10 protein-coding genes and 1 pseudogene are annotated in these 15,889 nt (G+C 63.5%); 7 read left to right on the forward strand and 4 right to left on the reverse strand.

Annotated elements, in window-relative coordinates:
- Positions 1-50: 50 nt before the first annotated feature.
- Positions 51-246: pseudogene (locus E2I15_RS39360) on the reverse strand (PQQ-dependent sugar dehydrogenase); the annotation flags it as partial.
- Positions 247-717: 471 nt separating this feature from the next.
- Here E2I15_RS39360 and E2I15_RS28030 point away from each other — a divergent pair.
- From E2I15_RS28030 to E2I15_RS28050, 5 genes are all read left to right on the forward strand, one after another.
- Positions 718-1,989, forward strand: a complete 1,272-nt coding sequence (locus E2I15_RS28030; RefSeq protein ID WP_137478863.1) for an MFS transporter — start codon at positions 718-720, stop codon at positions 1,987-1,989.
- Positions 1,990-2,081: 92 nt separating this feature from the next.
- Positions 2,082-2,585 carry a MarR family winged helix-turn-helix transcriptional regulator gene (locus tag E2I15_RS28035; protein WP_137478862.1) on the forward strand — a complete coding sequence of 168 codons (504 nt, stop codon included), beginning with the start codon at positions 2,082-2,084 and terminating at the stop codon, positions 2,583-2,585.
- Between the two features lie 2 nt (positions 2,586-2,587).
- Positions 2,588-4,639, forward strand: a complete 2,052-nt coding sequence (locus E2I15_RS28040; RefSeq protein WP_137478861.1) for an FUSC family protein — start codon at positions 2,588-2,590, stop codon at positions 4,637-4,639.
- Entirely contained in the window at positions 4,636-4,842 is a 207-nt protein-coding gene (locus E2I15_RS28045) for a DUF1656 domain-containing protein (RefSeq protein ID WP_137478860.1), read from the forward strand. Before E2I15_RS28040 ends, E2I15_RS28045 begins: the two co-directional genes overlap by 4 nt.
- Positions 4,839-5,705 (forward strand): efflux RND transporter periplasmic adaptor subunit, encoded by an 867-nt coding sequence (locus E2I15_RS28050; protein ID WP_137478859.1) that lies wholly within the window; start codon positions 4,839-4,841, stop codon positions 5,703-5,705. The genes E2I15_RS28045 and E2I15_RS28050 overlap by 4 nt, the downstream gene beginning before the upstream one ends.
- A 75-nt stretch (positions 5,706-5,780) precedes the next feature.
- On the opposite strand, the gene E2I15_RS28055 is transcribed toward E2I15_RS28050, so the two are convergent.
- Positions 5,781-6,644, reverse strand: coding sequence for a tetratricopeptide repeat protein (locus E2I15_RS28055; RefSeq protein ID WP_137478858.1), 864 nt, complete (start codon positions 6,642-6,644; stop codon positions 5,781-5,783).
- Positions 6,645-6,681: 37 nt separating this feature from the next.
- Positions 6,682-7,335, reverse strand: coding sequence for a FecR family protein (locus E2I15_RS28060; RefSeq protein ID WP_170991508.1), 654 nt, complete (start codon positions 7,333-7,335; stop codon positions 6,682-6,684).
- 446 nt (positions 7,336-7,781) lie between these two features.
- Here E2I15_RS28060 and E2I15_RS28065 point away from each other — a divergent pair, with 446 nt between their 5' ends.
- The gene (locus E2I15_RS28065; RefSeq protein WP_170991507.1) at positions 7,782-12,287 is read left to right on the forward strand and encodes a DUF5801 repeats-in-toxin domain-containing protein; all 4,506 of its coding nucleotides are present in this window, start codon (positions 7,782-7,784) and stop codon (positions 12,285-12,287) included.
- An 84-nt stretch (positions 12,288-12,371) separates the two neighbouring features.
- Here E2I15_RS28065 and E2I15_RS28070 read toward each other — a convergent pair whose 3' ends face one another.
- Positions 12,372-14,141 (reverse strand): alkaline phosphatase family protein, encoded by a 1,770-nt coding sequence (locus E2I15_RS28070; RefSeq protein ID WP_137478856.1) that lies wholly within the window; start codon positions 14,139-14,141, stop codon positions 12,372-12,374.
- Positions 14,142-14,448: 307 nt separating this feature from the next.
- Between E2I15_RS28070 and E2I15_RS28075 the strand changes: the two genes are divergently transcribed.
- Positions 14,449-15,879, forward strand: coding sequence for a cytochrome c peroxidase (locus E2I15_RS28075; RefSeq protein ID WP_137478855.1), 1,431 nt, complete (start codon positions 14,449-14,451; stop codon positions 15,877-15,879).
- Positions 15,880-15,889 lie beyond the last annotated feature (10 nt).

The raw sequence follows: 15,889 nt of genomic DNA on the forward strand, positions 1-15,889 counted from the left end.
TCGCTCGCGTGTGCGGGTGAGACCGCCGAAGTCAGAGCCCGTCCCGAGGCGTCCTTTGGCCGCTTGATCGGCTCCGTCCCCGGCGCCTTGGACTCGACGACCAGGATGTCGCCATTAGGGAGCGCATAGAGCGACCGCGGATGCTGCAGGCCGGTGGGGGAGCGCATTGATCTGCAAGCTGTCCGGCACTCTGGGCTCCTCGCCCTGCTTCCACCCGACCGCGGATGCGATGTGCATCGGCGGCATCGGAGGCCGCCATCCTTCACGACGTCAGATAGTCGGGCGCGAGGTTCGGGCCGATCGCGCATCTGCGTGCCTCCGAAAGAAGCCTCAACAGCGCGTTCGGAGCGAGGTTCCTAAGCGTGCGCTCCGGCCCGGGACACCAGTTAGGAACGAAGCTGCGTCAGCCGCGTCGGAATAGAGTTGTGATACGCAGGACGCCAACCATGGTCCGGGAAGGTCCCGCTGAACCAGCTCCGGCAAACACGGCAGAGACGACCGAAGGGAGACAGGCACGTCCCTACGGCATGATGATCACGTCTGCGATCATCGCGCTCGCTGTCATCGTCGTCGTGTACGTGCTGATGCGATAATCAAGAAAGAGCCGAGCGAGAACGAGCCAGGAAAGACTGATATGGGCGATATGGTCCGGCGCACGCTTGGTCCGTGACGTTGCCGGCCGTCTTGCGCTCCCGGAAAATCGTACCGCCGGCCGCCATGCACATTGCGCAGAAATATCGGTCCGTGGTCGCTTCATTCCGCGGCCCTGCGCGTTCGTGGAATCATGCCCATTGCAAAGCGAAAACGTCTCCTGCACGCCTGTGGCCGCTGCTGGCTGTGAACTTCTTCATGGCAGACATGCAGTCCGGGATCGGGCCGTTCGTCGGGGTTTTCCTCCAGCTGCATGGCTGGACCAGCGGCCTGATCGGGACCGCCCTGACACTCGGCAATATCGCGGGCATGCTGATCACGACGCCGATCGGCGGCTGCATCGATACGACGAACCACAAGCGGGTATGGGTGATCGTTCCCGGCATCGCCGTCGTGGTGGCATCGGCCGTCATTTTGATGTCGCAGAACTTCTGGGCCGTCGCGCTGTCCCAGGTTGCGACCTCGATCGCGGGCGCCGCAATCGTTCCGGCGGTCACCGGCATCACGCTCGGCATCGTCAGGCAGCGTGGGTTCAACCGGCAGAACGGCCGCAACCAGGCATTCAATCATGCGGGCAACATGGTCGGCGCCGCGGCGTCGGGCTATCTCGGCTGGCAATTTGGTTATGTGGCGGTCTTCGTCCTCGCCGCCCTGTTTGGCGTGATCACGATCGTCAGCGTTCTCTTGATCCCGCCCGCCAGCATCGATCACCGCGCCGCACGCGGCAAGGAAGAAGACCCGGACAGCCAGCCCAGCGGCTTCTCCGTGCTGGTCAAGCACAAGCCGTTACTGGTGCTTGCCGTCGCACTGGCCGCGTTTCACCTCGGTAACGCGGCGATCGTGCCGCTCTACGGCCTTGCTGCGGTCGCAGGCAACCATGCCGATGGCCCGAGCTTCGTCGCGACCACGATCGTGGTGGCTCAGGCGGTGATGATTCTTGCCTCGATCGCCGGCATGCACGCCGCCGAGCGTCGAAACTACTGGTCTGTCTTGCTGCTGTCGTTCCTGGCCCTGCCGATCCGCGGCGCGCTCGCTTGCTCCCTCTCCGGCTGGTGGCGCGTGCTGCCCGTGCAGATCCTCGACGGCATCGGCGCAGGCCTGCAAAGTGTCGCCGTGCCGGGCATGGTGGCGCGATCGTTGAACGGAACCGGCCGCGTGAATCTCGGACAAGGCGCCGTCATCACGGTTCAGGGAATCGGCGCCTCGCTGAGCCCCGCGCTCGGCGGCTGGATCGCGCAATGGGTCGGCTATGGCCCAGCCTTCCTTGTGCTCGGCGGATTGGGACTTCTGTCGGTCGCGTTCTGGATCGCCTTCCGATCGACCGTGCAGAAGTACTGACGCCCCTCACGCAGGATCGCATTTGCGTGATGATCCGCGATGTTCGCAGCTATATTGTTGCATCCTAATAGTTCGCATCCTATCTATTTTGCATGCCGCCTTCGCAGTCCCATATCCACGCCGAGATTGGCCGCCTTGTGACCAGGCTCGCCCGGATCTGGCGCCGCGAGTCGGATCAGGCCTTGTCCGACCACGGCCTGTCCTACGCGACGGCGATTCCGCTGCTGGTGTTGTCGCGCCAGGGAGAAAACGTCCGGCAGGGCGTGCTGGCCGATGAACTGGGAATCGAGGGGCCTTCACTGGTGCGGCTGATCGATCTGCTCCAGTCCGAAGGCCTCGTCGAGCGTCGCGAGGACCCCACCGACCGGCGCGCCAAGACGCTGCATCTCACCGCGACCGGCGAAGCCAAGGTCAAGGAGATCAACCGGGTACTGCGCCGCGTGCGGGCCGGCCTGCTGAAGGATATCGGCAGCGCGGAACTTGCGGTAACCTTCGAGACGCTGCAGCTCATCGAGCAGCGGGCGAGCCGCCTGCAGGACGCCAAGTCTGCTACAACAAAAACTGCACCAGCCAAGACTGCTCCAGAGGCGAAATAGTCATGCGCGCGGAAGAGCCGTTCCTGGTCCGCCACGCGGACTTCGTCTTCGCGTTGAAGACGTTCGCGGCGTCGATGCTGGCGCTCGTCATCGCCTTGGCGATCGATCTGCCGCGCCCCTATTGGGCGATGGCGACGGTCTATATCACGTCGCAGCCGCTGGCCGGCGCGACCAGTTCGAAGGCGTTCTTCCGCGTGATCGGCACCCTGGTCGGCGCGAGCGTCACGGTCGCCCTGGTGCCGAACCTGGTCAACGCGCCGGAACTGCTGTGCCTCGCGATCGCGCTCTGGGTCGGGCTCTGCCTTTATCTGTCGCTGCTCGACGGCACGCCGCGCAGCTATGTCTTCATGCTGGGCGGATATACCGTCGCGCTGATCGGCTTTCCGTCGGTGGCTGACCCCGGCAGCATCTTCGATGTCGCGCTGGCACGGGTCGAGGAGATCTCGCTCGGCATCATCTGCGCGAGCCTGGTGTCGACGGTGGTGTTTCCGCGCAGCGTCGCGCCGGCGGTCGGCCGCCGCGTCAGGAGCTGGCTGTCGGATGCGCGCCGCCTGTCCCGCGACGTGCTGCTTGACCGCGGGACCAGCGAGACGCGCCGGGCCCAACGCCTTCGTCTTGCAACAGACATCGTCGAGATCGATACGCTGGCGACCCATGTCGCCTATGACCGGCTGGCCGACGTCGGCACCGTGCGAGGCCTCGGTGAGGTCCGGCTGCGCATGCTGATGCTGTTGCCGATCATCACGTCGATCGAAGACCGGCTTGCCGCACTCGGCGAGGCGGCGCTGCAAAGGCAACCGGAGCTCCGGCGCCTGATCGACGATATCGCCGCATGGATCGTGGACGAGGACCGCCAGCGGCAATCGGGCGAGCAGATCCGCGCTGCAATCGCCGAGCGGCAATCCGCGCTCGACGGCATCGCGTCGCGAGAGCGCATCATCATGATCAGCTTGCTGCTCCGGCTGCGCGAGCTTGTCGACATCTCGGCCGACTGCCGCGCAATAGGCGATGCGATTGCCGCGGGCCGGGACATCTCTACCGTCCCGCTGGCGTTCCACCCGGAGTCGGGGGCCGCGCCGGTCCGTCATCGCGACCACGGCATGGCGCTGTGGTCGGCCGCGGGAGCGGCGGTCGCCATCTTGATCTGCTGCGGCCTGTGGATTGCGACCGGCTGGCCGGATGGCGCCTCGGCGCCGATGATGGCGGCGGTCGCCTGCTCGTTCTTCGCCGCGCAGGACGAGCCGGCGCGCAGCATCCGGGCCTTCGGCCTGTTTTCGCTGGTCGCGATCGTCGTCGTCGCGATCTACCAGTTCGCGGTGGTGCCGGGTATTACCCATGTCGAGGTCCTGATCGCCGCGCTGGCCCCGACCTTCCTCCTGTACGGTTTTTTGATCGCACGGCCCAAAACCGCGCCGATCGGTATGGCGCTCGCGGTCAACACCGCAACGCTGCTGGCGCTGCAATCGACCTACAGCGCGGATTTTGCCAGTTTTGCCAACAGCTCCGTCGCCTTCTTCCTCGGTATCGTGATTGCGGAGATCGTGACGCGGATCGCGCGCGGCGTCGGCGCCGAATGGATCGCCAAGCGGCTGATGATGTCGAGCTGGCAGACGCTCGCGGTCGCGGCCGAGCGGCGCGGCCACGGCGATCGCGCGCAGTTTGCCGGCCTGATGCTGCATCGGCTCGGGCTATTGGTCCAGCGGATCGCCTTTATCTCCGAGAGCGACCGCCGCGATGCCGACAGCCTGGTCCAGCTCCGCATCGGGCTCAACATCATCGACCTCAGGCGGGCCCGCTACGGCCTCGCCGCGTCGACCGTGCGTGCCATCGACGACATGCTGGACGACCTCGCGGCGGCGTTTCGCGCCCATGCGGACCAGGCAATGCCGGCCGAACTGCTGTCATGCATCGATGCAGCGCTGTCCGCGGTCGTCAAGGATCCCAATGAGCGCCCGCGGGACGATGCGTTGCTCGGCCTCGTCGGGATCCGCCGCGGCCTGTTTCCGGATGCGCCCGCCTATCGATCGCAGCCCGAGGAGAGTTTCGCCGCATGAGATATGAGCTCGATATTTACGGCGTGCTCGTTCCGGCGCTGCTGCTGTGGCTGATCGTTGCCTATGCGCTGAGCGCGGTGGTGAGCCGGATCATGCAGCGCTTCGGGGTCTACCGGCTGGTCTGGCATCGCGCGCTGTTCAATTTCGCCCTGTATGTATGCCTGCTCGGCGTCGTCGTTTATCTTTCGGAGTTTCTGCCATGAAGGGGAATTTCGCCTGGCTCGGCCGGGTTGCGCTGACCGCGGTCGCCGTCATCGCTGCACTCGCAGTCGCTCGCGCGCTCTGGGTCTACTATATGGAATCGCCATGGACCCGCGACGGCAGGGTCCGCGCCGACGTGATCCAGGTGGCTCCCGACGTCTCCGGCTTCGTCACCGACGTGCTGGTCAAGGACAATCAGCCGGTGCGTCGCGGCGACATCCTGTTCCGGATCGATCGCGCACGCTTTGCCCTGGCACTGAAGCAGGCCGACGCGGCGGTCGCCGGCCATCGCGCGACGTTGGATCAGGCCGACGCCGACCTCAAGCGCTACAGCTCGCTGACCACCGATGCGGTGTCGCAGCAGAAGCAGGAGCAGGTTCTGGCGACGCAGCTGCAGGCCAAGGCGGCCTATGACCAGGCGGTCGCCGATCGCGCCGTCGCGCAGCTCAACCTGGATCGCAGCGAGGTGCACGCTTCGGTGAACGGCACCATCACCAATATGGACCTGCGGCCGGGCGCCTACGTCACCGCGGGCAAGGGCGTGATGGCGCTGGTCGACACCGATACGCTGCATGTGGAAGGCTATTTCGAGGAGACCAAGCTCGCGCGCATCCGCGTCGGCGACAAGGCGCAGATCCGGCTGATGGGCGAGCCGGTGCGGCTCACCGGACATGTCGAGAGCATTGCGGCCGGCATCGAGGATCGAGACCGCGCGGCAGGCGCGAGCCTGCTCGCGAACGTCAATCCGACCTTCAGTTGGGTTCGGTTAGCGCAGCGCATCCCCGTGCGCATCGCGCTGGATCACCTGCCGGATCGCATCGCGCTGGTCGCCGGCCGTTCGGCGACGGTCGAGATCATAAACTAGCCGGCTGGCCGGGCCGCACCCGCTACGACAGCATCGGACCGTCCCGCTTGCTGCACCTCCGTCGGCCGCACTCGGCTATCGCACGCCGTAGCGTGTGAAATCGTCGCCGATGCTGCCCTGGATCGCCTTGGCCGCCGCGATGTCGATATTGCCGCCGGCCTTATCGCCCTGCTTCAACTTCGCCAGGCCGCGTCCATAAAGCGCGCTCGCGAGCTTGGGATCGATGCGAAGTGCGGAGCTGTAGTCGGCAATCGCCGCGCCAAGCTCGCCGGTCTTCAGATAGATCAGGCCGCGCGAGTCATACGTCGCGGCGTTGGCGGGCCCCGATTGAAGTGCCTTGTTGCAATCCTCCAGCGCCGCCTGCAATTCGCCAAGGATGGCCCGGCTCCAGCAGCGTCCACTCCACACCCCGTCCAGGTTCGGCTTGAGGCGAATGGCCTCATCGTAGTCCTGCGCCGCGCGCGCAAAATCGTTCTGCTTCAAATAGGCGCCGGCGCGGTTGGCGAAGGCCTCGCCGTAATTCGGGTTGAGCCTGATCGCCTGATCGAAGGCGTCGGTCGCGCGATCATATTCGCGCTTCTTGAGATAGGCCACGCCGCGGTTGTTGAACGGCTTGGTGTAGGTCGGATTGAGCTCGATCGATCGATCAAAATCCCGGATGGCGCCGTCGAAGTCTCCCTTGGCAGCGTAGGCGTTGCCACGGTTGTTGTAGGCGATCGCGAGGCCGGCAGGGGTCATGTCCTGCCCCGCATCGATCAACGCCGTGCAGGCAGCAACGCGCGCGTCGGCCGGTGTGCGATCGAGGCCGCTGCACAATCCGATAGTGCGGAGATAGTTGTCCTTCTTCGGGTTCTGCGCGGCCGCAGGCAACGCGGGGAGCATCGCAACGAGAAGCGATGTCAGGCTGACAATTGCGCCGGCGCTTGCACGAAGTTTCATATCGGGCCTTGCTTGCACGAAACGGGCTGCGCCTGGCCTAGCACCCTCGACAGATGTTTGGATTGAACTTGTGGAGAGTGTTTTGCTCAGGTTGCTGCGGCGTTCGTGTCCCGACCTTCCTGACCTTGCTCTTGCCCTCTTCAACGAGCGTGGCGAACTTCACCGTTCCATCGTCCGATATCTCGATGCGTGGCGTTGTGCCTCGAATGCCCATCGTTGCCACGGGAGTGTCGATCTTCATGTCGCCGGTCTTCGCAATGTTGCCGGCAACGAAGGTGAACGTCCCGTTGGTCAGTTTGAGCAAGGTCGAGTTTGACTTGCCGTTTGGATCGTACACAAACTCGGTCATCGCCATCTTGGCGTTGCTCGACAGATTGAACGAAGTGCCGTCGGTGAAATTGATCCCGACGCGTCCGTCAGCTCCAGTTTGCACCACGTCGCCCAGATAAACGGGATCGCCAACCTGCGCCTGAGGCAATTTGCCGGGCAGCCCTGCCTGAACGACGACTGCACTCGGATGCTCGATCGTGACCGAACCGGTGGCGGCTACGACCCTTCCGATGAATTTCAACTGAATATTGTCGACCGCCGGCTGGGCCGGTTCGGTTTGCGCCTGCACCTGGCCGGGCGTGAGCGTTGCGAGCGCCAGGACGAAGCTTGCAAGCAATTGAACAATCAAATGGATGCGCACGATCCCCTCCTCGAGAAGGTCCTGTCGTGTCGTGGCTCGATGGGTGGTCGGGACCGCCGGGCCGAGACTGCAGGACCTTGAGTGCCAGACGAGTTGTCGCGGACAGGCCTAAATGCCTGACGCAGTTCGACTAAAAATTAATAAGTGGACAATTTGCATGGTAATCATACTATTAATTTTGCGGGGCTGCACGCGCGATAAAGGACACCTGTTCTGTCCTTTTCGTATTGCTCCCCGCAGTACTGGAATTCGATTTTTTACTGCCGAATTTGGTTTCAATCAGGACGTTTCAGCGGACAAGCCTATGGCTGACGGCGCGGGGTTTTTCGCCGCGTGGCCGAACCAAGCCAAAATAAAAAGACTGCGGCACCACCTCCCGCTCGAACTGCCCAACAGGCAAAAAGCCAATGTTTGTTGCGTCCGGCGTAGAGTTCGGGGACGCGTGCATGGCCGTTTTGGGCCAGCCGCCCCGTGTGGTTGGCACTGTTTGGACGGCGATCGGTTGCGGCACGATCGCTCGTGCCCGCGGCATACCGATTCAAATCGTAGCTGGCGATCCCGTTCGCCAGGGTGACGTCATTGAGGTCGGAGTTGGCGGGCGGATCGAAATCCGCCTGGTCGATGGCAGGCTGATCAATTTGCCGGCCGGCACCCGGCTGGAGTTGGGCGACATCGCGCAGGACCCCGGTGGGGGCTTGCGGCCGGGCTCGTTCGCGAAAGCCAGAAGCTTCTTCCGCCTCATCGGCAGCCGGCTGGCAGGATCTGGCGTCCTGACCGCTGACACACCGGTTGGCACCATCCGGGCCAGCGGCCTCGGCATGCTGTCGTTGGCCGCCCTGACTTTCTCGCTGCTGGAGGACGCCCGGGCCGCGGAGCCGAACGTCACGTTCCTGGACGACGACGGCATCAAATACAAGGACCTCCACCACGGCGTGTTCGAGCTCGTGACCAAGGAGGCGATCCCCCGTCATATCATCGTCGAGGATCCCGAAGAGACGATCATTCTGAGCAGAAGAGGATCCTCCGTCGGCGTGAACCATGCCACGAATTCCCCTGCGCACATGGAGGAATTACGGGAGGCCCAACAAGAGACGCTCGCCTATTTCGAGAAAGGACCGGCATCGAAAGGGTCCGGCATGCCCGCTCTCGAAGGGGGCCAGCTGCTGCTACCAATCAATTTTATTCAGCAGTCCCCGCTGTCGCCGGTGCAAGATACGCTCGGGCCGCTGCCGGTCGCGATCTTCGCGAAAAATGATCTCTTCAAGCTGCCGCCGACTCCGCCGAAGCTGAACCTCGGATCGGGGCCGACTGAAATCGATACGGTGATATTTGACGACTTCAATGCGGCGAACGGGACCTTTTCCGCGAGCAGCATCAAGGGCGGCGCACTGAAATTCGGCATCAGCGGAGGCGCCACAGGCAATACGGTGCTGGGACAGGCGACCTACGACGTGTCGAGCGTCGGTACATTTGGCACGCTCTATCTCAACAGCGCCACCGGAAACTACACCTTCGTTCCGAACAATACCGCAATCAACGCCCTGAAGGCCAACACGACCCAGAGCTTTGTGATCACGGTCTCGGACGGCTCGCTCTCGGCCAGCGAGAGCTTCAACATCAGCATCCTGGGCGCCGATGACGCCTCCATCATCTCCGGGACCAAGGCCGGCTCGGTGGTGGGTGCGGTCGGCGTCAGTCATGCCTCGCCCGGCCTGCTCATCGCACAGGGCACCCTCACCGACACCGATGTCGACGATCCCGTCAATACCTTCACCGCCGTGAACGTGCCGACGACAAGCGTTGGTGGCTACGGCTCATTCACGCTGACAACGGCCGGGGTGTGGACCTATACGCTCGACAACGCCAACAGCTCCGTGCAAGCCCTCCATGTCGGCGACGCGCTGACCGACAGCTTCACGGTGACCACGATAGGCGGTACCCCGCAGACGGTGACACTCGTCATCCATGGCCCCTTGATCGGGATCGGAACGGCGCCATCGCTGACGTTGAGCGAGACTCATCTGACAGCAACGACGCAGGACGACAACATCGCCGGCTCGGCACCGGACGCCGCGCTGACGACGACCTCGGGCGAGTTCTCGGCGGCATTCGTCACCGCACCGGGTCTGACGGTCAGCTACGCTCTGACGATCACCGGCGGCAACGGTACGGCGTCAGGGTTGATCGACTCGCATACCGGTCTCGCTGACCTGCTGGTTCTGAACGGCAACACCATCGAAGGCCATGTCGGTACAGCAAGCGGAGCGCTCGCGTTTACCATCACGGTTGACCCGGCCACGGGCCGCGTGACCTTCGTCGAGCACCGCGCCGTCGAACAATCGTCGGGCACCAGCCCTGACAGCGGCGAAGGGATCGCACTGGGGACCGGCCTCGTCAACCTGATCGCGACGGTCACGGAGAGCGACGGCCAGTACCAGGATCTCAGCATCGATCTCGGCAAGCAGCTGACAATCACGGACGATGGCCCGCGCATCAAGGCGACGGGCACGGCCCCATCGCTGACGCTGAGCGAGACGCATCTGACGGCAACGGCGCTGGATGACCACATCGCCGGCTCGGCACCGGACGCGGCGTTGACCACGACTTCCGCCGATTTCTCGATGGCGTTCACTTCGGTGCAAGGCGCCGATGGCGCGACCATCCGCTACGCGCTGACGATCACCGGCGGCAACGGCACGGCATCGGGGCTGATCGACTCGCATACCGGCCTCGCCGACCTGCTGGTTCTGAACGGCAACACCATCGAAGGCCGCGTCGGCGCGACCAACGGCACACTGGCATTCACCATCACGCTCGATCCGGCCACGGGACACGTCACCTTCACCGACTACCGGCCGGTGGAGCAGCCGCTCGGCACCAGCCCGGACAGCGGCGAAGCCGTCTCACTGGCGGCGGGCATCGTGAGCCTGAACGCCACGATCACGGACAAGGACGGCGACTTCCAGAGCGCCAGCCTCGACCTCGGCAGCAGGCTGAGCATCAGCGACGATGGCCCCTGCATCCGGGCCAATTGCAGCGCTCCGTCGCTGACGCTGAGCGAGACGCACCTGACGGCAACGGCGCTGGACGACCACATCGCGGGCTCGGCGCCGGACGCGGCGCTGACGAAAATTTCCGCCGATTTCTCGACGGCGTTCACTTCGCTCCAGGGCGCCGACGGCGCGACGACTCACTATGCACTGACGATCAACGGAGGTGACTGCACCCCATCCGGTCTGATCGATTCGCATACCGGCTGCTCCGACGTGCTGGTTCTGAACGGCAACACCATCGAAGGCCATGTCGGCACAGCGAGCGGGGCGCTGGCATTCACCATCGCGGTTGATCCGGTCACGGGATGCGTCACCTTCACCGAATATCGCGCGGTGACGCATCCGTCCTGCGCCGGCCCTGACAGTGGCAAAGCCGTGTCGTTGACCGCCGGCGTCGTAAGCCTGGTTGCCACCATCACGGACAAAGACGGCGACTTCCAGAGCGCGTGCATCGACCTCGGCAAGCAACTGACGATCACGGACGATCACCCGACCATTTGCGGCTTCCCGGAGACCTTCGTCGCCGCTCAGGACCATCAGACTGCGACGGGCACTTACGATATCAATTTCGGCGCGGATGGCGACGCCGCGATGCTCGTTGCCGTCCACAACGGTCCAGTCGGCTGCACGGGATATGATCTGGCCACGTCATGTCTGGGCAACGGCATTACCGCGGTGCACGTCACCGGACATGGCGATGACTACAGTTTCTACTATACGACCCATGAGGTGGGCGGCGGCGTCGAACTCGACGCGTATCTTACCGATTGCGGCGGCAGGTTGGACGATCCGTATTTCAAGTTGCTGGTCGATCCGGATGGAACCTTCTGCTTTGATCTCGAGCACGCCGGGCCATCGAAGGACGTCACCGTCAGCGGCTCCGATTTTGATGCCCAGTTCTGCGGCACGCCGTCACTGACTGCTCCGGACGGACAACTGGTGATTACCGGGTCCGACTGCTCTGGCCATCCGCTCGATGTCAAGGCATCGGACTGCGGTATCGCAGTCGGCGATAGCGGACTGCAAATGGACCCGGCCGAGCAGTTGAATCTCGCCTTCACCGAGAAGCAGTCGCAGGTCAGCTTCAATCTCACGCAATGGCAGGGCTACGGCACCGCTGGTGTCATCTTCAAGGTTCTTGATGGCAGCGCCGACGTTCACGACTTCTGCATCGACGTGCCCAGGCCGCTCTGCGGCAGCGCCAGCTTCGTGGTCCAGGAGACATCGGATGCTTCGCTGATCGACAGCTACTCCTTTGATGCCACGACGACGACGTACACGCTTTACGTTGACAGGTCCTTCAGCCAGGTTCAGGTCGACTACGATCGGGTGGAGGCCGGGTGTCCCACCTTCGCGATCAACAACATCAGCTATACCGAGAAGACGAGCATCAACGCGGATCTCCTGTTCGATGTGACGGCGGTCGATGCGGACGGCGATTCGGCCACGACCAGCCTTCAGGTCGATATTCAGTGTCATACGGCGGGGATGGACGCCTTCATATTCGCCGCCAGCCCGGACAGCCCCGCGCCGCCGGTCGGCGGCAGCGCTCCAGCGCCCGATGTTAGTCCGATGTCACCGAGTGGCCACGAGGACGCGGCGTTGTCTCAGGCAATGCTGCCCTTCGTAGACGGCGGAACGACCGAGCAGTCCTTTCATTTCGCGGAGGAGCTTCCGAGCCTTGAACAGCAGGGAGCTTCGTCTCCTCCACAATTCGATCAGAGCCCCACGTGGTTCGGTCACTACGACGATTCCGCCGGATTTCAGCTGGCACAAGGAGTTGCAGCTGGTGGAACGTCGGCAATGGGGCTGGCTATCCCGGAGCAACAAACAGATTTCTTCCCGGACCATACGCCGGACACCGTCATGACCCATCCGCTACACGATCTGATCGTGTAGCGATGCTTCGTGCAGCGATCCTTGGGCGCATGGCCGGCCTCCGGCCCGCGTCAGGCGTTGACGCGGACCAGAACCGTTTCTCGTTTAGTGCCAGCCCTCGCCGGCCTTCAGCGCCGCCGAGAGGCTGCGCACCGGGCGCGTCACCAGCGGGTCGAGGTCGAAGCGCTTTTCGAGCATCTTGAGGATCGACGTCGTGTCGAAGTCCTCATGCGCGACGCCCGACTTGTTGAAGCGCTTGGCGATCAGGAGCGCCGGAATGCGGGTGCCCGGGCCCCACTGGTCCGCAGCCTTGGCTTCGGCACCATGACGGTTGAACGGCGGCGGCGGAACGTGGTCCCACTGCCCGCCGAACTCGTCATAGGTGATGACGATCAGCGTGTCCTTGCCATCCGGCCCCTCGACGATCGCCTTGACCAGATCGACGAGATGCTGGCTGCCTTCGGACTCGCTGGTGTAGCCCGGATGCTCGTTCTCCTCGCCGATCGGCTTGATGAAGCTGACCTGCTTCAGCCGGCCGGTCTTGGCCGCCTGGATGAACTCCGCCTCATCCTTCAGGTGATCCTTGCGGGCCTGCGTTCCGGGCGCGTAGTTGGCGAAGTAGTTGAACGCCTGATGGTGGTACTGGAAATCCACATCCGGGCAGTTCGGGAACACCGCCGTGGAGACATGGTTCGGGTCGGTGCAGGTCGTGCCGTTGCCGTTGGTCCAGCCCGAAGCGCCGACGTCGCCGTTGGCGTTCGACCAGCCGCCCGAATACCAGGCCCAATCAACGCGCTTTGCCGACAGCCGATCACCGATGTTCGGCGTGTGCAGCGGCGGCAGGCGCTTGATGTCGGCGGTTCCCGGCGAATAGGGCTGATAGAACGGCTGCGTGGTGTTGATCGCGTAGTCGCCGCAGGCGAGGCCCGCCGTCAGGCCGGCCTGATTGCACTTCGCCGTCAGCTGGGCATCCTTCACGGTCGAGAGCGGCGTGTAGAGCGGCGTGCTGGTCGGCATACCGTTGGCATCGACGATCGAGTGGAAGTCGTTGGCGCTGCCGTCATTCAGGGCACCGACGAACTGCGGCGCCGCGGCGGCGACGAAGAACTGGTGGTTGAGGAACGAACCGCCGAACGCGCCCTGGAAGAAGCTGTCGGCGATGACGTAGTTCGGCGCGCCGTGGCCGTGGAGATAGCCGTAGATCGGCAGCTTCTTGGTATCGTAATAGCCCATCACCAGACCGGCCGCATCACTGCCGGTCATGTAGCGGTTCTGCCGGCCGCCGTTGAGCTGATACTGCTCGCTGTAGAAGCGGTGCACGATGTCCGCGGTGCAGCCGCCGGGCGCGCCGGTGCCGTTGAGGAAACCGTGAGCCGCGAAAGCGCCGAGCGGCTTCGGGCAGGTGGTGGCCGAGGTCGGAATGAATTCATTGATCTCGAACGGCTTGTTCTTGAAGGCGCTCAGGATCGCGACCGTGCCCGTATTGTCGGTGCAGCTCGTCGGTTGCGGCGACGGAGAGGTCAGGTTGACGTCGTTCTGCAGCAGGCAGGCATAGACGGTCTGGTTGTCCTGCCGAACCTGCAGGGTGTGCGCCTGATCGGCATAGGATATGCCGTTGATCCGGTCGCGGCCGACGTCGCCCCAGTGACCGTAAAGGTTATCGAAGCTGTGGTTCTCCTGATAGATGACGACGATGTGCTTGTACTGGTGCACGCCTTCATGGCCGCGATCCCGCAGATCTCGCAGTTCATCCCTGATCTCGTGCTTGAACTCATCAACGATCTTTTCGACCAAATTCTCTGCGTTTGCTACCGGCGAGATGGCAACGGCGCCAGCAACAACCGCGAGCGCCGGAATGGCTCCCCAAAGCCGCATAGTGCTCTCCTGATTTAGAAAGAAATAGAAATGGAGCTACACGCTATGCAAAACACATTTCGCTGGGATGACTGTTTTTCGACGCGCGCGCAAACGCGCGGAAAGATGCTCGCGCACCAACAGACTTTCATGCTGTCGAACGCAGACTGCGTTGCGGTGCGCTGATCGAGCGTCATCAAACCGCAATCAAAATTCGTCTATCCAGTCAGATGGTCATTGATCCTGCCGACAGGAAACTGTCACCTCCGTGACATCTTCCGACGCGTGGCAGCGCATATGCATTTATGAAAAGGGGCGTTTTCGCGCAATGGCTTGGGATATTCTGGCGTCCGGCTCCGGAAAACATCGTGCGACAGCTGCCGATCGCGGCGTCAGACCGGCACGGATCGCGTGCCTGGCGCTCGTCGTTGCCCTGCTGCCGTTGCGCGCGACGGCGTTTCCGCTCGGCGGCGACCAGACCGTGCTGCCGGCCGGCACCGAATTTTCCGAGGAGGCGCTGGCCCGGCCGCGCGAACTCTTTCATTCCGAAGCCGTCGGCGGGCGAAAGTCCTATTTGGTCAATCTCGGCGATCTCGCGTTCAACTCGCCTTCCATCCTCGGCGGCAAGGCGCGTCAGGCCGAGATGAGCTGCGGCACCTGTCACGTCAACGGTGCATCGAATCCGAAACTGTTCGTTCCGGGCGCATCTTCGCGCCCCGGCACCTTCGATACGACCAGCCTCGTCTTCAACGCGAAGACGTTCAACAGCATCCTCGATCCGATCAGGATTCCGAGCCTGCGCGGTGCCCGCTTCCTCGCCCCCTACGGACATGACGGGCGCATCACCTCGCTGCGCGACTTCGTCTATAATGTCATCGTCAATGAATTTTCCGGTCCGAAGCCACGCGACGAGGTTCTCGACGGCCTCGTCGCCTATATCAACGATATCGATTTCCTCCCCAATCCGAAGATTGAGCCCGGCGGCAGGCTCGCCGCGCAGGCGAGCCTGGCCGAGCGCCGCGGCGAGGCGCTGTTCTTCAAGCCGTTCCCGAAGCAGGCCGAGCTGAGCTGCGCCGGATGTCATATTGCGGGGGGAACCTTCAACGACCAGATGCGCCACGACGTCGGATCCGGTGGACTGGTCAAGACCCCGACTTTGCTGAACGCCAACTTCAACGCCCCGTATTTCCACGATGGCCGCTACGACAGCTATGAACAGGTGGTCGATCATTTCGATCGTGTGTTCGACCTCGAACTGTCGACCCAGGACACCCAGGACCTCGTTGCCTATCTGAATGCGGTCGGCGACGGCGAACGCCCGTTCGACAAGGACGGCGTTATGCTCCGGATGAAAGAGGTGCTCGAGCTCTCGAGCGTCCTCGAGGTCGCGATCCCGGCTGCCGATACGGCGGTTGTGTCACTGGCCGTGACCGGGGTCGGGGCCGAACTGCGGGAACTGACCGAGCGCATCCCCGACATCAGGAACACCGCGGTCGGTGGCAAGGACGAGCGGCTGGCGGCGCGCGCGATCCTGAAGGACCTCGTTCTCACCCTGCGCCGCATCGATCTCGACGTCGCCGCCGGCCGTATCGACGATGCGATGGCCGAATATCGCAACTTTGCGCAGCTGGTGCACTTCGACGTACCCGTCGCCCTGAAAAAGGCCGAACCCTGGTCGCGGTTCAACAGCAACGTGCATCAGTCGCACTACACGGCGCTCGGCCGGATCCTGCCGGGAACAAGCCAGCAGTCGCAGTGACGGACGGCGT

It is taken from the genome of Bradyrhizobium sp. BR2003, from assembly GCF_009720285.1.
GTDB lineage: Bacteria > Pseudomonadota > Alphaproteobacteria > Rhizobiales > Xanthobacteraceae > Bradyrhizobium > Bradyrhizobium elkanii.